Consider the following 24,223-nt stretch of genomic DNA (forward strand, 5'->3'; position numbering starts at 1 on the left):
TATGCATAAGTAATTTATAATAAGGTTAAAAATAGTTTAAAAAAATCAAGAACTTCAACGGTTGAAAACCTGACACCCTGTTATGCGTAAATACTTAGCTATTATTATATCATTCGCTTGTTTAACCCAAACCTACGCCCAGCAAATTAGCGCTGTTGAACAAGTGAATGTATTTGTAGGTTCATCGGGAGATCACGGACAAATGTCTCCATCAGCATCGTATCCTTTCGGGATGCTGAGCATTGGGCCACAAACTTACCCTAACGGGCATACAGGTTATGAAAACAGAGCCAAATTATTTTTAGGTTTTACGCATAACCGGGTTGAAGGTGTTGGTTGTAAGGGTAGCGGCGGTAATATTTTGATCAAGCCTTTTATTGGGAATGATGCTAAGCAATGTGAGTTAATTAAAGGTGTAGAAAAAGCTGGTCCGGGTTATTACAGCATTAGTTTTGCCAATGGTATTAATACGGAATTTACCGTTGCCGGAAAGGCCGGGGTGGAGCATTATCACTTCCCCGCCAAAGAACATGGTTTTATGATCGATCTGTCGCACGCTTTATCAAACAGGTTTAAGGCTGAGCGGCATGCGATAGCTGGGAATAGTGTGAGCGGATGGATAGAAGCGGGTACTACCTGCCAGATTGGAACTTATAAGGTTTATTATTATTTGAGTTTTGGCAGTGCTGTAAAATGGGGCGATACTTCGGCCCATGTGCTTAACGCGATGGTTGGTGATGATGATGTTACCGTTAGGATAGCTTTTTCGTCGGTTAGTGTGGCTTACGCCAAGGCGGCTATTAATGCTAAAGCTTTTGAGACGGTAAAGGCAGAGAGCAGGAATGCCTGGGATAAGGAGTTAAGCAGGATAAAAGTAAGCGGCGATGCTAAAGAAGCCAGGTTATTTTATTCGATGTTGTACCGTACCATACAATCGCCATATGAAATTTCGGAACCGGATGGTGCTTACAGGAGCACTAATGGTACGTTGCAACATAGTGCCAGCCCTGTTTATAATGGCTGGGCCATTTGGGATAATTACCGCACACAGTTGCCCTTGTTATCATTAATGCAACCGGCGCGTTATCAGGGTATGATGACTTCGTTAGCTAATTTATATAAAGCCGGCAAGAAGGATTACGCTACCCCAACCGAGCCATCAAACACGGTACGAACCGAGCATGCTATTGTGGTTTTGTTGGATGCTTATCGTAAAGGTTACGCGGTTGATTTTAAAGGTATTCGTGATTCTTTATTAAGTGAGGCCGGGCGGTTGGATTTTTCGCATCCCGATAAGGCGCTGGAATCAAGCTATGATACCTGGGCTATGGCGCAAATACTGGATGTTTTGAAAGAGGATAGTTTAAGTAAGGGCTATCTGCGCAAAGCGAATGAATGGCGAAATTACTGGGTTAAGGATTTTAAGGATCTGACCAAAAACGATGTGGATAAAATGGAGGCCCGTGGCATGTACCAGGGCACCATTTGGCAGTACCGTTGGTTTGTTCCGTTTGATAATAAGGGATTGATGGAGCTTTGCGGGGGCGAAAATGCCTATATTAAACAATTGGATAAGTTTTTTAAAAACGACCTGTATAACCACGCAAACGAGCCGGATATACAGGCGCCGTATATGTACAACTTTACACAGCAGCCCTGGAAATCGCAAAATATGATCCGGAAATATGCGCAGGATACGGTGGTTCAGTACTATTTTAATGATAACAGCAAGGGGATAGATCCTTTTGTGGATAGGATATATACCAACAGGCCAGATACTTATATCCGCACAATGGACGATGATGCCGGAGCTATGTCGGGCTGGTATGTACTTGCGGCTTGCGGTTTATCACCGGCTTGTGTGGGCTGGCCGGTTTATTATTTGCATGTACCCCTGTTTAAAACAGTTAGCCTTGCCGGGAAGTACAAGCCGCTTAATATTTCGGTAGTTAATTATGGCTACAGCAACCGATATATTGGGTCGGTTATGTTTAATGGAAAGGTACTTAACCGTAATTGGTTAACCCAACAAGAAATTTTGACTGGCGGCAGTTTGGTTATCACGGCATCGACGCAGCCTAATCAAAGTTTTGGTATTGCTAACCAATGGGTTTCGGCTATTGATCTGAAATAGCATCGTCAATAGGTTGTACAAAGCGCAGGGTATTACCGTCCGAATCAGTGACATAAAATTCGCGGGTTCCCCAGGTTTGGTTTATAGGGCCCTGATGAACAGGAGAGTCTTTCTTTTTTGCCTGATCCAGACCCCTACTTTTGTATTTTTCAAACAAACCATCCACATCATCCACCCAAACGTTTACTGCCGAACCGTATAAGGTATCCCGCTCAAAAATGGTGAGTTGTAGTTCGGCGTCGTTGTTAATGAGATCGACCACCGAATCGTTATCATTCGCATCGATGTATTTGAATTCAAAATCTAATACGCTGGTGTAGAAAACTATAGCGGCTTTCATATCGAGGCACTTGAATATGGGAATCATTTTCATAAGGACAAAGAGTATGTGTTGCTAATTTAACAAATATCTCCAACATAGTAGGGCTGACTGGCGTAGTTCCCGCTAATAGCCGGGGTAGTTTAGGTATATGTCTTATTGTAAATTATCTGATATAAGTGCCGTTTACTGCGCCCAGTTTTGTACTTTACAACCAAATAAACTTACTATAAACCTGCTGTATGAAAAAGATGCTGTCGCGTTCATTGCTTTTACTATTGTTGATACTAATAGTTCAGCGGGTTAATGCGCAGCAGGGGGGTATTACTATAAGTGGTAAAATAATAGGTTCGGAGGATAAACAACCTATTCACGCGGTTACCGTTAGCATTGATAGAAAAGGTGTTGGTACGTCTACTAATTTAAGCGGCTCGTTCTTGTTGATCATACCTATGGCCAATCTCAAGGATACTTTAAAGGTATCGTGTATTGGGTTTAAAACTAAACAACTGCCAATTGCTGATCTGAAGAATGGCGAAGAACTCAATATTGTTCTCGGAAAAAACAGTACCGAACTTAAAGAGGTTAGTATTGAGTATCATGATGCATTGAAGATCATTCAAAAAGCCATCCGCAGGATACCCGAAAACTATATGGATCATCCGCATGTTCTGCGGGGTTTTTACCGGATGTATACTTTTGATGGCGATAACCCGCTGCAATTATCTGAGGCCGTTTTTGATGTTTATAATTTCGGCTATTCGGATAAGCATGCGGATATGTTCAAACTGATCAAAGCCCGGAACGAAAAAAACCAGCGCGATTTTAGCATGCTGGAGCTTGGTCAAAAGCCCAATTCTGTTTTTGAATACGATATTGTGAACCACATATTTGCCAGTGGGCTGATAAACGAAGATGGCTTGCAAAAGCATGAATTTGAGGTAAAGGGGATAGTTGATGTTAAGGGATACCAGGCTTATCAAATTGAGTTTAAAGAAAAACCGGGCGTAGAAGACAGGACATTCCGGGGCCGCATGTTCATCGATACTAAAACCTACGCCTTTATTTATTTTGATTTTGGTTTGAGCCCCTCAGGTTTAACGGATTATGGTTTGAGTAAATTTATGGAGCATAGTTTGTTAAGAACAGGAACGGCACAAGTAGATTTTAAAAAAGATCATACCGAGGTTAGTTACCAGGAGGTAGGGCATAAATGGGTATTGGCCGATGTAAAGGGAGATGATGTATTAGCTATCAAAAACAGTGAATCAAAGAAAGACTTTGCGGCTCATATCAAATTTAATTATCAGGTAACTGCTGTTGATACGTCAAAGGATATTTCGTTTAGTTCTAAACTAGGTAGAAACGAGAATATCAACAATTATAATAGCAGCAGCGGCGAAAAATTCTGGAAAGATTATAACATACTGTTGTCGGATTTTAACACAGAAGATATTTTAAAACAGATCCAGGAGATCAATAAGTTGAAGGGAAAGAATTAACTTGTTAATACTATAAGATTGTTAATGCTATAAGAAAAACAACCTCAAAACTTTCGCTTTTGGGGTTGTTTTTCTTAAGTATATCTATATAAGCCGTTACATTTTCTATTAGTTAGCCGATGGATTTTTTATACTATTAAAACTGGGGAAGCCAAAGTTTAATCCGCCTATTGCAAACATTTTTTTCGGATCATTATAGGTAACTGTATTACCATCAAAATTACTCCCGAAATTGAATGTGAACGTTAACATATCAGATATTTTGTAATTAAGTCCGGCAGTTAAACGATAGGTATAAGCCTTATTATAACCAACCGGGATAGCCGATGCATGCCGGTAAATAAATTCTAAAGATCCCGACCATTTATTTTGGGTATATGCACCCTTTAAGCCTGCATCAAGATAATTGGCCACATCCACTTTAGCCGATGTGTTATTAAAAGTGTAACGAATTACGCCCATCAGATCAAGTAGTGATACTGTTTGGTTATTTTTGCTTACATCCCAGCGGTATGATGGGGATAACCAAATGGCAGATTTGGCCAATGCGGCGTTATCATAAACGTTGTTTTGAAATACGTAGGCTTGTCCGGCGTCAAATTCAAGCATAAAACCTTGTTTGGCCAATGGGTTTACCCCTCTGCTTAAGATGGCCGAAGTTGTTTCTAACGTAGCATTAGCGTTTTTTTGTAGGATGGCTATGTAACCAACAATACCGGCCTTGGCAGTGCCAATACCTTTTGATTGCAGATCGTACGCCATGCTTGATTTTAATTTTGATATAAAATCTGCCCATTCCTTATCTGATAACGAGTTGAAATTTTGAGCAGGCAACACCTTCGATTGAAAAACTTCGTAAGTATGATCAATTATAATATTAATATCTGTTATGTTGGCAGAGTTAAATACTTGGACATTTGCGGATAGCTTATCAAAAAAGAGTGATTTTAAGTAGCTATCTCCCCAATTTTTAAATTTATCGCTGGGGGTTCCGTCTATTAATAAAAAATGAACCCCTATACCTATTCCTGTTCCACTTTTCAAATTCCCAAAGGTTATCGAATCTGTAGAAGAGGTGGCCAGAGATATTGATAGTGTTTGAAAAATTGTTTGAATAAAATTTTTCTTATTTAACAGGTATTCTGCCGGGTTAAACAGTTTAGATGTGGTATCCTTTGGGTTCTTAAGATAATACGGACTAATTTCAAAGGCTACATTGGGCTGTAATTTTCCATTTACCACAGCATTTTGCAAGCCGGCAATAAATTGCGACGGGGTTGATGGCCTTTGAATATTGGTTGGGTCAACCCCGAGCAGCACATAAGCTGGCGAAGAATTTAGTTGGAGGGTTTGAAAGTTTTGCGGAACGGTTTGGGCCATTAGTGCAGTATGCTGAATAAGTATAAACAACACACCCAGGTAAAGCAGCTTTTTCATAATTGTTCAAATAAAAGCAAACTGTTAAAATTAGTTACATAAGTAGATACACTACTCGCCGTAAATGTTCCCAAATTAGTGGCGCCATCATCTATACTTATAGTATAAGTATAGACAGGGGGAGGGGTAGTAACTCCGCCGGCCGCGTATATCAGGGTTACCTTAGTTAATAGCATCAGTTGTTTGCCGTTCAAAGCCGCGCCGGTGTCCAATAAAAGTTTTGATGGCGCTGGTGTACCTGTCGGATAAATATCGTTTCCATCAAGATAGATCTGGTTGCTTATTACATAGCTCCAGCCGGGTGCATTTAAGTTGATTCTTACAGTTAACGTAATGTGATTCCCACTAATTGTCGCTGGGATTTGGAAGGTAGTTTGCACTTGTGGAGTACCAACCTGGATAGGATTTTGATTAGCCATTATGATAAGGTTTAAACAACAACTATATTAGTCAATAAATATAAATATATACAGCGTTTTATTACAGTATATTAAATATTTATTTGTGATAATTAACATCTTATATATAGGTAATCTTCTAAAGACGCCAATGCATCTACTTATTAGAAGTACTCAGAATTATGATTTTATGATAAACTGGCATCAAAAATTATTGATTTGTTGTAACGAAATGCTTTTGAAAGCGTCTTTTAATTAATGAAGATAAAACTACCCGCTTTGGTGGCTGCTTTGCTCACTGTTACTTCCGCTTTTGTATATGCCCAAACGGGTTCTAAAATCTCAGGCAAGATACTTGATGCCGATGGTAAGCCAATTGATGGTGCCACAGTTTACTTATCCCGCTCGGCAGATTCGGCTTTGGTTAAAACCGGGTTTGCTGATGTAAATGGCGCTTATTTATTGCAAGGCTTGAAGAAGGGGGATTACCGGTTATCAGTTGTGATGATGGGCTTTTCCACTTATAAAAGTGATGTAATTAAACTTGATTTGCAGGATGTTATAGTGCCTGTTATCAGCTTACAGCAAAAAGGGAATGCCTTAAAAGAAGTTTCAGTTGTATCAACGAAGCCTTTGGTTGAACACCTGATAGACCGCACAGTAATGAATGTTGACGCGTTAGTTAGTAATGCCGGTTCAACCGCGATGGATGTGCTGGAAAAATCGCCGGGAGTTATTGTTGATCAGAATGGCAGCATCAGCCTTAACGGCAAGAGCAGCGTGAGGATATTTATTGATGATAAGCCAACTTACCTTTCGGGATCAGATCTGGAGAGTTACCTGCGCTCGTTACCGTCTTCTACATTAGAACGAATTGAACTGATGACTAACCCTCCTGCCAAATATGATGCCGCGGGTAGTGGCGGTGTGATCAACATCAAAACCAAACGCAGTAAAGTTAAAGGTTTTAATGGCAGTGTAAATTTAGCCTATATTCAGGGTAAGTATGCCCGCACTAATAATAGCGTCAATTTTAATTATCGCAACAACAAGTTAAATATATTTGGTAACCTGGGTTACGGTACCAATAACAGTGTGAACGATCTGGATATTAACCGTCAGTTTTTAAATGCCGCGGGTAATGTAACATCAAATTTTTTGCAGCGTGATTTTATCCGCCGTAAAGCGCAAAACTATGAAGCCAGATTAGGGGTAGATTATTATGCATCAGATAAGACCACGTTAGGCATAGGCTTTACCGGCTTGATCAATCCATCGCAGAAGCCTACATTAAATACCAGCCGGTTTTTAAACGCCCAAAATGTTTTGGATTCTACCATCATCGCTGATAACAGCGATAAACAAAACTTCAAGAATGGTGGGGTAAACTTAAATTACAGGCACCAGTACCCAACACAAGGGCAGGAGCTTACGGTTGATCTGGATTACCTGAACTATCAAACCAACAGCGATCAATCATTTGCTAATACCAGCTATCTGCCAAATGGCAATATAACGCATAATGATTTGTTAACCGGTAATTTGCCGGCTCATATTAATATTTACTCGGCAAAAACAGATTACTCGCAACCCTTAAAAAATGGGGTTAAGTTGGATGGTGGTTTAAAAACCAGCTATACAGAAACCGATAATGTAGCTAATTATTTTTACACATTAAATAACGTTACCCTGCCCGATTATAGTAAAACCAATCACTTTATTTATAAAGAAAATATTAGCGCGGCTTATATAAATGCCAGTAAAAGTTTTAAGCGTTTTTCGATTCAGGCGGGTTTGCGCGTGGAAAACACGATCACCAACGGGCACCAGTTAGGCAATGTACAACGGCCAGATTCTGTTTTTAAAAGTAATTATACAGGTTTGTTCCCAACCTTATACCTGCAATATAAACTGGATACCGCAGGCAAACAACAGTTAAGCTTAAATTATAGCAGGCGTATAGACAGGCCTTACTATCAGGATCTGAATCCGTTTTTATCGCCTTTAGATAAGTTTACTTATTATACAGGTAACCCATTTTTGAAACCATCTTACCTGCATAATGTTGAGTTATCCTACATGTTTAAAAACATCACAACATCATTAGCTTATGCAAAAACGCTGGATGATGTTAACGAAACCATAGAAATTGTAAATGGCATTTACTACAGCAGGCCAGGTAACCTGGGAAGTGTGGAATACAAAACCATAACGATTGATGCTGGCTTTGACCCGGCCAAGTGGTTAAATATCCATGTGTATACCTTTGCGCAAAACATTCATACGGTAAGCTCCTTTTATACCGGCGAATTAAATACACAGGGTACATTTTACTTTTTTAGGCCGATATTACAGTTTAAACCCGGTAAAGATTGGACACTACAAACCGATGCTTCTTACCAAAGTGACCTAACCAGCGCCCAGTTTAATATAGGAAGCCGTAAAAGAGTTAACGCGGCCATCTCAAAAAAGCTATCGGGCAGTACTACGGTTAAGTTGGTTGTAAATGATGTGTTTAACACGTTTGTGAATATTGGCCAGATTAACAATCTGGCTAATACACTGGCAAACTGGACCAATAAGCCCGATAGCCGTACGGTAGTGATCTCGTTAAGCTATCGTTTTGGTAAAACTATTTCAGATCAGCGAAAGCACAATGCCAACGGGGCCGAAAGTGAACAGAACCGGGTTAAAAATTAATCGCTTGTAGTAGGCAGGTGCTCACGCGCGGTGGCGTGCTTGCGGTTAATGCGGTACATCAATATCAGCATCAGGTTATTTTTATCATTGCTAATGGTGGGCAGGTAATTGTATTGATTAATCCACCCAGCCTGTAATATCCACGATTTATCAAGTTGATAACCCAAGGCTGCCGATACGCGGTTACGTTCAAAGTTTGGTGCCTGATTGTTTAAAAATACCTCATCAAAAACCGACAGGAACCAGGTTTTAGCTTCAATTTTTGTGTTGTTAAGCGGTATAAATACATTCAGCCTGTACCTGAACCTGTTACGGTAAGCGTTGTTAACCCAGCGTTGTTCGGCACGGTAACGGTGTTCAAGCTTAAGGCGATATAAAAACTGGTTAGTAGTTATTTGTTCCCAAAAACGGGTTTCGGTAGTTGTTGGCCCGGCGTTTACATTCTGGTAATCGTATGTGGTGTATCTGCCTGTACCAAGCAGGGCCGTAAAATTTTTATCAATATCATAGCTAATACCTGCTTTTACTTCGTAATACATAAAGTTATTCAATACATCGTTTGTACGCACCTGCAACTCGGAGTAACCGCCCCATTTATGGGTGCTGTCGCCGGGTAAAACTACTGTAGCAATGCCCCATGTGCCCACATTTGAATTTTGTGCCAACACCGATGAAGTAATTAAGATGAGTAATAGAATAGAAAGATACTTAAGCATATTAAATTAATGTTAATTAATTGGCAAATATATAGTTTAGTTGTAGCTTAATTTAACAATGTTTTCAAATTTTACCGCATACATACTTTTTTTCGTGCTTGTAGCTTTGTATGTTTACTCATAAATATTATTTGTTATGATAACATCTCCAATTATAATATCTACCGAAACGGGTAAGCTACAGATAATGCATTTAAAGCGGTACTGGAATAAATCCATTTTAAAACGCGAAGGTAAAATGGCTCAGGACGAGCTAAATGATGAATGGCAGTTGGATACTACTTTGTTAGGAATTTTAGGTATTGGCCTGGAGCAAACTATAAAATATGTGTACCAAAATTCCCCATCTTTTGAAGAATTTGAAACTTGGATAGTAAATGCATCGGGCATTCCCGACCAAGTGAAGGTAAAACAGTTTAACCGCTTGTTTTCTGCTGATGCAATTAACAGATCGGAGCCAGGTTCGGAGAAGGTTTTAAGTGCGGATGAGTTAAAGTTTTGGGAACAAAACGGTTATGTTATTGTGCGTAACGCGGTAAGTAAAGTTGATTGTGAAAAAACCATCGCCGCTCTTTGCAGCTTTATTGAGATAGATCGTTATGATGCTGCAACGTGGTATAATGCTCATCCCGCAAGGCAGGGTATTATGGTCCAGCTTTTTCAGCATCCTGTATTAGAAAGTAACCGTAAATCGGATAAGATCCGCATCGCTTATGAGCAATTATGGAACCGTACCGACTTGTTTGGTAATGCCGATAGGGTAGGCTTCAACCCGCCTCAAACTGAAGCCTATCCTTTTCAGGGGCCACGCCTACATTGGGATGTAAGCCTTGATCTGCCTATTCCGTTTGGTTTGCAAGGGATTCTATACTTGGCAGATACAGCCGAAAATCAAGGTGCATTTACATTAGTGCCCGGATTTCACAACCGTGTTGATAGTTGGATAAATAGTTTACCAGCCGGTGCCAATCCACGGACCGAGGATCTGTATGCATTAGGCACCAGGCCAATAGCTGCCAACGCGGGTGATTTTATTATCTGGCATCAGGCACTTCCACACGGCAGCAGTCCCAATACAACAAACATACCCCGCTTTGTGCAGTATATTAATTATGCACCTGCTGATGAAGAAAAGAGTAAGGTTTGGAAATAATAACAGTTTGGCCTGTTGTTTATAAATCAGAGCTTTCCGAATAAAAAGTTTAATTTGAATAAAGGATCTTACTAAAGACAGATTGTACTTAAGCTGTTGATTTGTAAATAGTTATATTGTATAAAAATACAAACAATTACAAAACTCTAATTGCTAATTATAGCGTATATTGAAACATGGGTGTAGGTGCTATCGGACTATAGTATTATTCTTTGTGTTTAAAGTTGATAACCTCAATATTGTTAAGATAAAATGACCTGTTTTTTAAAGGATTTTGCTTTAAAATTGTAATTTTGTCATTATAATGTTTAAGATATTTTTCTGCTAGTTAGTTGAATCAGATAAACAATATTGGTTTGCAATATTGTTTATTATTTAGCCCATAGCATCTAACGCAAATCACATGCTAATCCCGACCCGTAAAGATATTATATGACGAAAACTTACCTGTCGAAGATAATTCTAATTCTTACCATACTTTGTCAATTTTGTACAAAAGCTAAGGCTCAATATGCTATTGGTGGTAGTGCGGGGGTAAATCTGTATAATTCTGTTTACTGGCTCACCTGGGGGGATATCGGCACACCAGGTAGTACAATGATATCAGCTCCATCGGGGGCTAACGCCGGTAGTATTATTAATGGCACCTATATTTGGCAGTTTTCACCAACGGTGCGCATTACCGCCATTGTAAGTAATGAAACCTTTGTTGGAGGTGTTTTACCTAACATGACGGCCTACACTCCCGGAAATTATATTGGCGACGGTCTTGATCTTATATATTCTGGTAATGGTCAGTCTAAACCATTTTCGCGCGGGGTTGAGAATTCGGGGTTGGCAGCCCCTTATGGTGGTCAGGTTACTTTTAACATAGATGTTAAAGTCTCTATTTTAATTAATGGTGTTTATACAGATGTAGTATATCCTGGTATGGTGATAGCAGATGCTGAGTCGATAGATTCTGGCGGGGAGTTTATCTCCGGCGATACACCTAATCCCGTTGCCTGGCAATTGATCAATAAAAGAACAGAAGGGAATGCTGCTGATGATCATTATAAAATGGACCTGTTAAACGGCGGAAAATCATTTAAACTTTATGCCGATCTGCCTCCCGGTAACTTCGGCGTTCAAGCGGTGATGTTTGCCCATGGCGCCCGGGATCTGCAAAATATCTCAATGAAGGGATCGGGTTTAACAGCAATGGCTATAGGTTTTGTTTTGCCTTTTGATCTTGGCGATGAACCATTATCTTATGGTACTGCCGGTCATTATATGGATCAGTTTCAAATAACCGATTATTATCCCGGTGACGGCACTTATGCTGTTGTTAATTATAATACCACATCGCTTGTAGCTAAGGCAAGTGTTTACATAGGCGCAAATAATGTTGATGCTGATGGGCAGCCAGTAGGCACAGCATTAGCTACTAATGATGATCTGGTAGGTGCGGATGAGAGCACTTTTAACGTAGCTACCTTGCCGGATATTAAAGTTAACCAGGCAGGTAATGTTGTTTTAAATTTGCCGGTTACAAACACCAAGGGAGTACCAGCAACTTTGTACGGCTGGATAGATTTTAACCGCGATGGCGTATTTAGCGCTGATGAGGTAGTTACCTCAACTATTCCGGCTAATACAAATAATCAAACCTTTACGCTTACCTTTCTTAATTCCACCTTCGCCAGTAAAATTAAAACAGGGATATTATATACCCGATTCCGGATTACAACCACGCCACTGGTAGACAATACGGCAACGCCAAACGTTGATGAACGAAGTTTCTCGTTTGCCGCCGACGGTGAAGTCGAAGATTATAAATTTAAAGATATTCTTGGCGTTAATATATCAGGCACCGTATACAATGATCATAATGGCGGAACCGATGGTGTCATATCGGGTACGGCTATTCAGTACGTTGGTTCGCTTCCGCTTTTTGCTTATTTGATAGATAATACCAATACAATAGCTAACAAGGCTACAGTACAAGCGGATGGAAAATATAGTTTACTCAATTCCAATAATGGTACGTACCTGGTTGTTATTTCCACTAATGATGTCGCTCTTGGCGGATCAATATCGGGTGTGCAACCAACTTTACCACCAGGCTGGAAACCTTCGGGAGAAGCTTATGGCTTGAATAATGCTGGCCATACAGGCATTGAAAGCGGAACACCTACCCTGCAGATCCAGGTATCTACGCCTGGTACAAGTTTAGATATCACAGGGGTAAATTTCGCACTTAATCAAATACCCGTAACTGCGGCCGATGTAGTAACTACTAATATCAATATTCCAATAGTTGTTGATGAGCTGACTAATGATTATGATCCGGATGGCACTATAGATCTTACCAAGGTTTTATTGATAGATCCGGCTGATAATATAAAAAAGACAGTTGTGACCGTTGCGGGGCAGGGTACTTTTATTGTAAATGCCATCTCAGGACGGGTAGCTTTTACGCCTGTAGCTACCTTCACCGGCAAAGCAATTATATTTTATACTATTAAAGATGATTATGGGTCCGAAAGCCTCAATACACAAATTACCATTAATGTAAAACCTGTAGGTGTAAATGATGTTGACCAAACAGCCGGAAGTACCCCGGTAACTACCATCGTAAAAGCAAATGATGGCGCCAGCGGCACAGGTAATACAGTAATTGCCGGAACATTGCCAGTACACGGTGCAATTGTTGTAAATCCGTCGGGTACTGTTACCTATACACCAAATGCGGGTTATACTGGTAATGACACTTACACCTATACATTGGTAACCCCTGATGGTGTATCTTCCGATCCAATAAGCGTTACAATAACGGTTGGGGCATCAAAGCCAATAGGGGCAAATGATAACGATATAACTATTATTAATACGCCTGTAACCACAACAGTTACAACGAACGACCCAGGAGCTACAGGTTCTACAATAGCTATGGCAGCAGCACCTGCACATGGTACAGCCGTAATTGGTGTGGGAGGTCAAATAACCTATACACCAACCGCGGGTTTTATGGGTTTAGATACGTATACTTATACTTTAACCAAAGCGGGAGTATTATCGGATCCGATCACGGTAACAATCGGTGTAAAACCAAAAGGGGTTAATGATGTAGACCAAACCCAGGTTAACACCCCGGTAACTACTACAGTAAAAACAAATGATGGTGCAAGCGGTACAGGTACAACGGTAACAGCCGGAACCGCGCCTTTACACGGTAATATAGTTGTTAATGCTTCTGGCACCATAACTTATACGCCTATTGCCGGATATTCTGGGTCAGATACATATACTTACACCTTAAACACCATTGATGGGGTAGTGTCTGATGTAATAACAGTTACCCTTACCATAAACGCTAAACCCGTTGGAGCAGATGATGCAGGTGTTACACCAATTAACACGGCCATAAGTCTTACGGTTACAGCTAATGATCCGGATGCGGCAGGCTCTACTATGGCTTTGGCATCTGCACCAACGCATGGTACAGTTGTAATCGGGCCGGGAGCAGGACAGATCACCTACACACCCGCCGCTAATTTTATGGGTAATGATACTTACACATATACATTAACTAAGACAGGGGTAATATCAGATTCGATAACGGTAACCATCAGTGTAAAACCAGTTGGAGCAAATGATGCTGATCAAACCCCTATCAACACACCTGTAACCAGTACAGTAAAAACAAATGATGGTGCCAGTGGTACAGGTACAACGATAGCTGCCGGAACCGCGCCTTTACATGGAAGCATTGTTGTTAATGCTTCGGGAACTATCACCTATACGCCAAATGCAGGATATACAGGTACCGATACCTATAAATACACTTTAACAACTGTTGATGGTGTGATGTCCGATCCGATCACGGTTACTATCACAGTTAGCTCCAAGCCAATTGGTGCGGCTGATATTGATAATACATCAATTAATACAGCAGTTGCTACCACTGTAATAGCTAATGATCCAAGTGCCGCCGGTTCTACGGTGGCTGTGGCGGGTTCTGCTATACATGGTACAGCTGTTACAGGCGCGGGTGCGGGGGTGATAACTTATACGCCCGCAGCTGGCTTTATAGGTAAAGATACTTATACCTATACTTTAACCAATGGGGGGATAGTGTCCGATCCTATCACGGTAACCATTAATGTAAAACCGGTTGGTGTTACTGATGCCGATCAAACGTCTGTCAATACATCAGTAACAACAACAGTAAAAACAAATGATGGCCCAAGTGGTACAGGTACAACAGTAGCTGCCGGCACTGCACCTTTACATGGCAGTATTGTTGTTAATGCATCAGGAACGATTACTTACACACCAACCGCAGGTTATGTTGGTACCGATAGCTATACTTATACATTAACCACTGCAGATGGTGTGGTATCTGACCAGATCACGGTTAATATTACTGTAGGTTCTAAACCAGTGGGTGCAAATGATACTGATACTACGCCAATCAATACGGCTAAAGCTACTACTGTTACAGCTAACGATCCAAGCGCTGCTGGTTCTACCGTTACGGTAGCATCTGCGCCGTCACATGGTACGGCATTAGTAGGTGCAGGTGGTATTATTACATATACACCTACCACAGGTTTCATCGGTAAGGATACTTACACCTATACACTAACTAACGGAGGTGTATTATCTGACCCGATCACGGTAACCATCAGTGTAAGACCTGTAGGTACTGCTGATGCCGATAAAACATCCGTTAATCTTCCAGTAACAACAGGAGTAATAAATAACGATGGTGCAAGTGCCGTACGTACAACCGTAACAGGCGGAACGGCACCCGCGCACGGAACTATTGTAGTCAACGCGTCTGGTACCATTACTTATACGCCGGCTACAGGTTACGTTGGTTCCGATAGTTATACATACACTTTAACCACTGTCGATGGCGTAACATCTGCCGCTATTACAGTAAATATTACAATAACGCTAAAACCATTAGGGTCACTTGATAGGGATAATACGACAATTAACACTCCCGTAGCAACCAACGTTATCTTTAATGATCAAAGCGCTGTCGGTTCAACGGTTAGCATAGCTACTAATCCTGCGCATGGCACCGTTGTATTGGGTCCTGGTGCCGGAATCATAACTTATACGCCGGCGTCCAACTTTATCGGTAAAGATACCTACACTTATACCTTGACTAATAATGGTAACGTTTCCGATCCGATAACTGTAGAAATCTATGTCGCACCAGTAGGTGTGGATGATGTTGACCAAACTCCGGTTAATACGCCGATAACAATTAATGTGAAAGCAAACGATGGTATAAGCGGGGTAGGAACAACAGTTGTTACCCAGTCAACTAACCCTTATTTTGTTTTTAATCCCTCAGGCACTGTAACTTACATGCCAAAAACAGGCTTTATCGGAACTGATACCTGTTATTATTATTTGATCACTCCCGATGGCACATTTTCCCCTTTGATTAATATTAGTGTTACAACTTACACTGCATCAATGGTATTAACCAAAGTGGCCAATAACAAAGTGAGCAAAGTAGGCGATGTGATCAATTATACCATGATAGTTTATAACACCGGTACATCTGCATTAACAAATGTAACAGTGGCCGATGCTGGTGCTGATGCGGGTTCAATCAGCCCGGCATCAATACCTGGTTTAGCTGCTGGTGCGTTAACAACAGTAACGGCAAAGCATACCATAACACAGGCAGATGTTGATGCCGGTTTTTATAGCAACCAAGCCAGTGTGAGCGCGGTAGATGTTAAGGGTAATGTGGTTCTTAAATCAAAATCAGATAATCCGCTAACCATCTCGGCAGATGATGCTACTGTAACAATTATTACAGTGCCGCCGGTAGTTGTAGTGCCTAAAGTGCTAAAAATCCCAACTTTGTTTACACCTAATGGTGATGGTATAAATGATGTGTTTGAAATAAAAAATTTAAACGATTACGCACAAAATGAGCTAAGCATTGTAAACCGTTGGGGTAACGAAGTTTACAAGCAAACCGATTATAAAAACACATGGACAGGCGATGGACTGAATGAAGGAACCTATTACTATGTATTGCGTATTAAAGGTACCGGCTGGCTGGAATGGCAGGTTTACAAAGGTTACATAACACTGATAAGAACATTTAAAAAGTAAGAAGGGCTTATCGGTATGTGCGGAAAAAGATATTACATGAAACAAGTACTTATATTATTAACATTTATGCTTTATGCCGGGCTTGCAAATGCCCAGCAGGATGCCCAGCAGAGCCAATACATGTTTAATGGTATTTACATTAACCCGGCCTATGCGGGTTATAAAGAAAACCTTAACCTGCACAGCTTTTACAGGGCTCAGTGGACGGGAATACAAGGAGCACCGGTTAGTATGTCGTTAGCAGTAGACGCGAGCGCTAATGACGGAAATGTTGGTTTGGCCTTGCAGATAAGTAATGATAAACTGGGGGCTCAAAGTAACCTTGCAGCTTATGCCAATTATGCTTACAGGGTTCGCCTTAACGGGGATGGGACTTCAAGGCTTGCTTTTGGTTTGGGTATAGGTGTAATGCAACTGGGTATAAACGGATCATTATTAGATACTAATGATCCGGAGGCTTATCAACCCACGGGAGCTCAAAACTATATTGTGCCCGATGGAAGGGCAGGTATTTATTTTTCAAACGAAAGATTGTATGTAGGCGTATCAGCAGATAATTTGATATCGCAATTTGGCGATTTTAAAAATCATGTTTATCTGGCCCAGCCTAAACCACACTTTTATTTTACAGCCGGGGCGCTTTTCTCACTCACAGAAGATATCAAAATTAAACCCAGTGTTTTGCTGAAAGATGATAGGGCTGGCCCAACCAGTTTAGATGCGAACGCGTTTTTAATGTTTGGCGAGAAATTTTGGGTAGGCGGTTCTTACAGAACAGGGGTTAAGCTTTATACTAAAAACTACTTGCAAGCTAACCTATCTAATAGTAACGCGGTAGTAGGAGCAATTGAAGTATTCCCTGTTGAGAATCTGCGTATTGGTTATGCTTATGATATCTCTATTGGTCCGTTGCAGGGTTACAGTGCCGGAACGCATGAAATATCAATAGGTTATTATTTTAAAACCCGGAAAAGCAGGATGCTTACCCCGCGTTATTTTTAAGTCAGTTAAATAAAACCGATCCTGAAAAGATAATTTATAAAGAGGAAAGTATCGAATGAAAAAAATATTTACAGTTATTCTCTTCCTTGTCACTATACTGGCATTTACCCAAAACGTAAAGGCTCAAACTACTATTAAAGATGCCGATGAGCAGTTTAACCTGTTCAATTATAAAAAGGCGGCCGATTTGTATTCACAAGCGTACAGGCAACAAGAAACCCTGTATAGTGCCGAGCAACTGGCAACCTGTTACCGTTTAATGCAGGATTACAAAAAAACAGAAAGTTGGTATGCTACTGCCATGGGTTTCCCGGGTAGCAAACCGATGAACGTATTATACTATGCCTTTGCCTTACAAAATAACTCAAAATATAATGAGGCAAAAGCGCAATTTGAAAGTTATGCAACACTAAACAGAGAGATAACCAAGGCTCAGTTAAGTATTTGGGTATCCTCATGTGATTCTTCACAACGATGGATGAGGCATCCCCGGGAAGTGATCATCAAGAATGAAAATGGTTTGAATACACCACAATCAGACTGGGGAGCGGTTCAATATGGAAATAAGATCGTATTTACTTCCGATCGTACCAACAAAGCCGCCCAAAAGATAGTAGAAGCCGAAAAGCCTTTCCTGAAATTTGACGGAGATAAAGTGCCGGATAAAAAGATATACGGATGGACAGGTAATGATTATTTAAGATTATATCAATCGTCTATCAGTTCGGCCGGTGCAGATTCGGTGCAGCTCTTTCCGTTAACGGCACCAACAGATTACCATGTTGGTACGGCCACATTCTCTAAAGACGGCAATGAAATGTATTTTACATTGACGCGCTTACCTGATAAAACTGAAGGCCCGAAAGCTGTGATAAAAACCATTAATCTGGAAATTTATTCAAGTAAAAGAGATCCTGTTACCGGGCGCTGGGGAAAGGCGGTTTCGTTTAAATATAATAATGCCGATAAATATTCGTTAGGCGATCCGTTTTTAACTTTCGACGGTAAAGCATTGTACTTTGTATCGGATATGCCTGGAGGTAAAGGCGGTACAGATATTTATTATTGCTTACGCGACATTGACGGTGGCTGGGATCAGCCGGTAAATGTTAGGGCTCTAAATTCACCAGGTAACGAGCGTACACCGATACTGGATGCTGCTAAGAATATTTATTTTGCGAGTGATGGTGGTGTTGGTATGGGGGGCTTAGATATTTACATGGCAGATCGTGATGGCCTGGCTTATGGGCATATTCACAATATGGCTTATCCGATAAATTCGCCACAGGATGATTTTGCATTTACTTTAAATGGAAGTACCGCCGGTTACTTCTCATCGAACAGGTTAGGCGGAGCGGGTAGCGACGATATCTACAGTTTCTCTGATAAGCAATTGGTGAATTTTAGGCTGGTGGGGATAGCTTTTGATAAGAATACTAAAGAGCCATTAATCAATACCATTGTAACTTTAAGCAAAACAGGCGGAACGGAATTAAAGATACAAACAGATGATTCCGGAATATTTAATTTTAACCTGGAGGATAAGAGCGATTATATTTTAAAAGGCGAGAAAACCAATTACAGAAGCGATAATGTTGCAGTTACCACAATGGGGCTAGTCGCATCGCAAATTATAAAGGAGGACCTGTATTTAGAAAAGATCCAGATCAATAAGCCAATTAGGATCGAGAATATTTACTACGACTTTAATAAATCGAATATCAGGCCAGATGCCGCTATTGAATTGGATAAATTGATCAGAGTAATGAATGAAAACCCAACTATCTGGATAGAGATCGGGTCGCATACGGATAGCCGTGGTAATGATACATTTAATATGAAGCTTTCACAACGCAGGGCCGAGGCTGCTGTAAAATATATTGTAGAAAAAGGCGGTATTGATAAAAACCGCATAACAGCTCGCGGCTATGGCGAATCGCGTTTACTTAACCGGTGCGAAAATGGTGTAAAATGCAGTGCAGCAGAGCATCAGTTAAACCGTAGAACTGAGTTTACTATAGTTAGGCAGTAATGGTAAATTTACCTGTATTTGATAACCCTTAGCCCAAATTACTTTAATTTTGCTTCATGAACTATTTTGAATTTTATGAGCTTCCGGAGTCATTTGAGATTGATGAGAAAGCTTTGAAGAATAAATTTTACCAGCTTAGTAAAAAATATCATCCGGATTTTTATGCCAACGAGGATGATGCTAAACAACAGGAGATATTAGAGCTATCTACACTCAATAATAAAGCTTATAAGATACTTTCCGACTCTAATAAACGTACCGAATACATTCTGCAGCAGCATGGCTTACTGGCCGATGGTGATAAACATAAACTTGCCCCGGGTTTTTTAATGGAGATGATGGAAATTAACGAAGCGTTAATGGAAATTGAAGATGAACAAAGCTTTAGTGCGCTTAAAACGCAAATAGACGGAATGGATGATGAGTTAAGTGAAGAATTATCAGCAACCATTAAAAATTATGAGGCAGATAATCAGGCTGATAAAGAAAAGGCTCTAAATACAATTAAAGATATTTACTACAGACAGAAATATTTGTTGCGAATTAAGGATTCTTTGAATACATTTGCAGCCCGATTCTAAGGGATTAGAATATGCCCAGCTGGCGGAATTGGTAGACGCGCTGGTCTCAAACACCTGTGGGAAACCGTGCCGGTTCGACTCCGGCGCTGGGTACCGTACCGGAGTAAGAACTTTTCGAAGTTTTTACTCCGGTTTTTTTATGCTGTAACTTATTGTTAATGTGGTAGATAAGTAGCGCAGCTTCGTTGATCTTACCGGTTCGATGTTCTTGCCCATCAAACACCCAACCCTCCTTATATATAGCCCCAATGATGTGTCTTTTGCCTGCATTGTCAGCCGTAACATATTGATTATAAATACTTTCGAGGTTCGACCTTGAGTCATTTGCCATCGAGGTAATATCCAGGCCATGAGACACCCTTTCTTGCAGGTTTTTCAGATCAGCTTCACATCTAACAATATGGGCATCTGTTTCAGCTTTTATTTCCTTGTATTCTTCACTCGTAAGTGCGTCTTTCAATAGCAATTCTCTTGACTTTTTAAGCCGCTCTTTATGCTCACTGACCAGGCTATTGACCCTTTTACGTTCTTCCTTATAGAATTTAGACTGATCGCTGTAGGTATCCATGATGACATCCTCAAAGATATCAGCCATTCCGGGCTTCGGTACAAACCGCTTTAGTTCTTCCTCGAAAAGCTTGTTGGTTTTATCAACCCCGTGGCGCTGCCTGCATTTATTCTTCTTGCAGTGATAATAGTAATAATGGAACCGGCGGCCTTTTGACCCACTCCCCGTTAACATATACCCGCATACCGGACAACCTAAAAAACCTCTTAACGGAAATTCATCCGGTGTAACTGCTTTGATCCCTTTGGGCTTAAACAGCCGTTTCCTGCCATCAATGACATCCTGTACGGCATAAAATACTTGCTCTGACACCAATGGCTCATGAACGCCCTGGGCAAGATATTCTTCCTCATCCTTGAAAGCCGGCACGATCACTTTACCGCAATAGCAGGGGTTTCTTACCGCCGTCCAAAAACTGGTTCGCTTACATTTAAGCCCTTTCTCTTTGGCCAGCATCCAAACATGCTCGGTCGCATAAGTCCCTTTGGCGATCATTTCAAAGGCCCATTTCATGTGGGAGGCTTCCGGTTCAATAGGAGCGATATATTTGCGGCCATCCTCCGTACATTTATTAGCGTAGCCCGGCAAGGCAATACCCATCCACCTACCTTCTTTTTTGCCCCTGCGCATCCCGTACATCACGTTTAACGCCCTGCGGTCGTTGTCCACTTCGGGCATGGATAGGTAAACCGCCAATATGGTTTTGCTTTCCGGCACGGTCAGATCCAACGGCTGCTCTATCGCCATTGGGTCGGTGGATAGCTCTTTTAAGGTACGCATCATCTGGTAGGCATCGGCGGTATTCCGGCTAAAGCGGTCCCATTTGGTGAATAGGATGTAATCGTAAGCTGCCCCTTTGGAACGTTTCAGTTCGGTCAACATCCTTGACCACTCTGGCCTATTGAACGTTTTTGCCGAATAATCTTCGAAAATGATCTTTTCAGGCGTAATAGCGTTTTTGGCGCAATAGTCCAGTAAGCGCTCGTGCTGATCTCTTTGGGAAAAGCCTTTGTCCGCCTGTTCGTCGGTGCTTACCCTGATGTATAAACATGCTTTTTTCATCATAACTTTTCTTTCTTTTTGTTCATTCGCTGTTTTATTTAATTGATTATCTGTACAACTTTCTTGGACTGATCACTTTGGGCGGTTCGCCGTTGTGATGCCCTCTAAGTACCTGTTTGACTGATAAGTTAGCGAAATCATAAATAAAATCCAAAATTAATTTAGCTTCTTCGAGGGTTATTTTATTACCGTGCTTTGCCAGTATTTTGACCGCCTTTTCCGGGGTAACGTTTCTTTTGAGGGGTTGGTGATCGTTCATCATTTTGCAATGATGCGGTGCAATTATTTACCGTTTTCCCTACTATGGATATTTAAAGCTTTTCAAATATTTATTTATCCCTACTATGGATATCCCGATTTGGCGGCTCCCCACCTTTGGCTCATCAAATAATATTCATGAACGACACAGAACAAATCACCCAGTTAGAACAGCGGAATAGGCTGGTCAGTAGGTCGCGGAAAGACAGCAACATTATAGGCCGGAAGTTTAACGGCCAGCCGTACCTCAAACTAAAAATGGTCAAGCCATCGCCACGCCACAAGATCCGGCAACTCTTACGGGGTTTCGTCCCGCTGGACGAATTGAGGCCAGCACCGACGACCGGCAAGGAGGCTGGTTGATCACCAAAGAAATATCTACGCTTTTAATTTATTTATCCATTAACCCAAGTTCAGGAAGTCTCGGGCAGGCGCTTTTTTGTAGCCCGTTTTGGGCTAAGCAAAGATGTATTTTTGTATACAAAAATATCTTTGCCCGCCTTACGGCCGGGGAATTTGCTCGGAACTCGTAAATCCTGAACTTTTGAAAAACAGCTGGTATGCCGCGAAGAAAAGCTACTGATCAGGAGCAATTATTGACCCACCCCATCATATTAAGGGTGACCGCAAAGGTCTTTCAAAAGCTGGAAAGTAAACTGGCCGAAAGTGATTGCAATACGGTTGGTGAGGTCGCCCGAAAGATCATTTCTAACAAACCGATCAAATGCTTTTACAAGGATGTCAGCTTAAACCCGGTGATGGAAGAATTGGCGATGATCCGGAAGGAACTCAAAGCCATCGGGGTCAACATCAACCAGATCACCCGGAGTTTTAACCAGGACAGGGCCGGTACACACCGCTCCATTTTTATTGCGAAGGTGGCGGAACAGTACCAACTGGTCGATGCGAAAGTTGAGCGCTTGCTGGTGATCATTTCCAAACTAGCGGAACGATGGTTGCAAAAATAAGTACAGGAAAAAGTATCCGGGGAATGCTGCATTACAACGAGCATAAGATCAACGAGGGCGAGGCCATACTGATCCTGGCCAGTGGTTTTGCGGGTGATATCGGAAAGATGAATTTTAACCAGAAGTTGCACCGCTTCGAGCACCTGACCGAATTGAAACCGACGGTTAAAACCAACGCGGTACATATCTCCCTTAATTTTCATTCGAGTGAGGATATCGCTGTCCCCAAACTACAGCAGATCGCCGCTGCTTATATGGATAAGATCGGTTTCGGTGACCAGCCGTTCTTGGTTTACCGGCATGATGATGCGGCACATACGCATGTGCATATTGTAACGACCAGCATTACGGCGCAGGGTTCAAGTATCGACTTGCACAATATCGGGGTGAAATTATCTGAACCGGCGCGGAAAGCCATTGAACAGGATTTCAATTTGATCCGGGCAGAAAGCAAGGCATTTAAACAAGAGGCCGGAATTAAGCCAATTGATCCGTCGAAAGTCAGCTATGGTAAGCTGCCGACCAAAAGGGCGATCAATAATGTGGTGACAGCGGTAACGAGGGATTATAAATATACCTCGCTTGCAGAATTGAACGCGGTGCTTAAAGGGTTTAATGTAGTAGCGCAGCGTGGTGAAGAACATACCCCGATGTTTCAAAATAAAGGGCTGATGTTCTCCTTATTGGATGCTGATGGCAAAACCATTGGAGTACCGATCAAATCCAGCGCATTTTATGCCAAGCCGACTTTGAGGAACCTGGAGAAGAAGTTCGGGCGCAATACGGAGAAGCGCAAGCCCCATAAGGAATCTTTGAAGCAACGGATTGACCTGGTATTAAATTCCGGCAAGGCTTTAAATAAACAAGTTTTAGAAACTGAATTAAAAAGATCAGCGGTACAGGTGCTGTTCCGGCAAAATGACCAGGGTTTGATATATGGTTTGACTTTTGTTGACCACCGCAATAAGGTAGTATTTAACGGCAGCGATCTCGGTAAGGCTTATAGTGCCAAGGCTATCACGGAAAGGTTTAGCTCATCATTGGATCAGGGCAAGCGGACTTACCTCAAGCCACAACAGGCAAATACCTATTTACCACAAAAAGACTTGGCACAAAGCTATCTCACACCACAACCGACCGGCTTGATGGAAGTATTGCTGGGTAAAACGGATCAGGAAACAACGACGGGCTTACCACGCCGCAGGAAGCGGAAAAAGCGCAAGGGCATGAGCCAGGACAATTCTTTAACACTTTAACAATT

General features: G+C 41.4%; 15 protein-coding genes and 1 tRNA gene. 11 read left to right on the forward strand and 5 right to left on the reverse strand.

From position 1 onward, the window contains the following. Positions 1-82: 82 nt before the first annotated feature. Positions 83-2,134 (forward strand): glycoside hydrolase domain-containing protein, encoded by a 2,052-nt coding sequence (locus tag ABIN91_RS13925; RefSeq protein WP_348051764.1) that lies wholly within the window; start codon positions 83-85, stop codon positions 2,132-2,134. Here the strand turns inward: ABIN91_RS13925 and ABIN91_RS13930 are convergent. Beyond that, positions 2,118-2,507 (reverse strand): glyoxalase superfamily protein, encoded by a 390-nt coding sequence (locus ABIN91_RS13930; protein ID WP_348051765.1) that lies wholly within the window; start codon positions 2,505-2,507, stop codon positions 2,118-2,120. The two genes, ABIN91_RS13925 and ABIN91_RS13930, sit on opposite strands and share 17 nt — an antisense overlap. Positions 2,508-2,695: 188 nt before the next feature. Between ABIN91_RS13930 and ABIN91_RS13935 the strand changes: the two genes are divergently transcribed. Beyond that, complete coding sequence (locus ABIN91_RS13935) at positions 2,696-3,955, forward strand: carboxypeptidase-like regulatory domain-containing protein (protein WP_348051767.1); 1,260 nt, start codon at positions 2,696-2,698, stop codon at positions 3,953-3,955. A 108-nt stretch (positions 3,956-4,063) separates the two neighbouring features. Here ABIN91_RS13935 and ABIN91_RS13940 read toward each other — a convergent pair whose 3' ends face one another. Both ABIN91_RS13940 and ABIN91_RS13945 read right to left on the reverse strand, forming a co-directional pair. Then, positions 4,064-5,392 carry a hypothetical protein gene (locus tag ABIN91_RS13940; RefSeq protein WP_348051768.1) on the reverse strand — a complete coding sequence of 443 codons (1,329 nt, stop codon included), beginning with the start codon at positions 5,390-5,392 and terminating at the stop codon, positions 4,064-4,066. After that, positions 5,389-5,811: a hypothetical protein gene (locus tag ABIN91_RS13945; protein WP_348051769.1), complete on the reverse strand. Its 423-nt coding sequence runs from the start codon at positions 5,809-5,811 to the stop codon at positions 5,389-5,391. Before ABIN91_RS13945 ends, ABIN91_RS13940 begins: the two co-directional genes overlap by 4 nt. Positions 5,812-6,048: 237 nt before the next feature. On the opposite strand from ABIN91_RS13945, the gene ABIN91_RS13950 reads away from it, so the two are divergent. Next, a complete protein-coding gene (locus ABIN91_RS13950; protein WP_348051771.1) occupies positions 6,049-8,490 on the forward strand; it encodes a TonB-dependent receptor in 2,442 nt (813 codons plus the stop codon). Here ABIN91_RS13950 and ABIN91_RS13955 read toward each other — a convergent pair. After that, positions 8,487-9,206, reverse strand: coding sequence for a DUF2490 domain-containing protein (locus tag ABIN91_RS13955; protein WP_348051772.1), 720 nt, complete (start codon positions 9,204-9,206; stop codon positions 8,487-8,489). The genes ABIN91_RS13950 and ABIN91_RS13955 overlap by 4 nt on opposite strands. 136 nt (positions 9,207-9,342) lie before the next feature. Between ABIN91_RS13955 and ABIN91_RS13960 the strand changes: the two genes are divergently transcribed. The 6 genes from ABIN91_RS13960 to ABIN91_RS13985 all read left to right on the forward strand — a co-directional run bounded on the left by ABIN91_RS13960 (position 9,343) and on the right by ABIN91_RS13985 (position 20,199). Continuing rightward, a complete protein-coding gene (locus tag ABIN91_RS13960) occupies positions 9,343-10,359 on the forward strand; it encodes a phytanoyl-CoA dioxygenase family protein (RefSeq protein ID WP_348051774.1) in 1,017 nt (338 codons plus the stop codon). A 432-nt stretch (positions 10,360-10,791) separates the two neighbouring features. Further along, on the forward strand, positions 10,792-16,491 hold the full coding sequence (locus tag ABIN91_RS13965; RefSeq protein WP_348051775.1) for a CshA/CshB family fibrillar adhesin-related protein: 5,700 nt from the start codon (positions 10,792-10,794) through the stop codon (positions 16,489-16,491). A 36-nt stretch (positions 16,492-16,527) separates the two neighbouring features. Then, entirely contained in the window at positions 16,528-17,493 is a 966-nt protein-coding gene (locus ABIN91_RS13970) for a type IX secretion system membrane protein PorP/SprF (protein ID WP_348051776.1), read from the forward strand. 55 nt (positions 17,494-17,548) lie between these two features. Continuing rightward, positions 17,549-19,525, forward strand: coding sequence for an OmpA family protein (locus ABIN91_RS13975; protein WP_348051778.1), 1,977 nt, complete (start codon positions 17,549-17,551; stop codon positions 19,523-19,525). Between the two features lie 56 nt (positions 19,526-19,581). Continuing rightward, positions 19,582-20,106, forward strand: coding sequence for a Fe-S protein assembly co-chaperone HscB (gene hscB / locus ABIN91_RS13980; RefSeq protein ID WP_348051779.1), 525 nt, complete (start codon positions 19,582-19,584; stop codon positions 20,104-20,106). A gap of 13 nt (positions 20,107-20,119) precedes the next feature. After that, positions 20,120-20,199: transfer RNA gene (locus tag ABIN91_RS13985), tRNA-Leu, on the forward strand. Here the strand turns inward: ABIN91_RS13985 and ABIN91_RS13990 are convergent. Further along, complete coding sequence (locus ABIN91_RS13990; protein WP_348051795.1) at positions 20,153-21,739, reverse strand: recombinase family protein; 1,587 nt, start codon at positions 21,737-21,739, stop codon at positions 20,153-20,155. The two genes, ABIN91_RS13985 and ABIN91_RS13990, sit on opposite strands and share 47 nt — an antisense overlap. Before the next feature lie 815 nt (positions 21,740-22,554). Here ABIN91_RS13990 and mobC point away from each other — a divergent pair. Both mobC and ABIN91_RS14000 read left to right on the forward strand, forming a co-directional pair. Continuing rightward, positions 22,555-22,962: a plasmid mobilization relaxosome protein MobC gene (gene mobC / locus ABIN91_RS13995; RefSeq protein WP_348051781.1), complete on the forward strand. Its 408-nt coding sequence runs from the start codon at positions 22,555-22,557 to the stop codon at positions 22,960-22,962. Then, positions 22,947-24,218 carry a relaxase/mobilization nuclease domain-containing protein gene (locus tag ABIN91_RS14000; RefSeq protein ID WP_348051782.1) on the forward strand — a complete coding sequence of 424 codons (1,272 nt, stop codon included), beginning with the start codon at positions 22,947-22,949 and terminating at the stop codon, positions 24,216-24,218. The genes mobC and ABIN91_RS14000 overlap by 16 nt, the downstream gene beginning before the upstream one ends. The last annotated feature ends 5 nt before the right edge of the window (positions 24,219-24,223 follow it).

Origin of the sequence: Mucilaginibacter sp. (genome assembly GCF_039921305.1) — a bacterium.
Lineage (GTDB): Bacteria > Bacteroidota > Bacteroidia > Sphingobacteriales > Sphingobacteriaceae > Mucilaginibacter.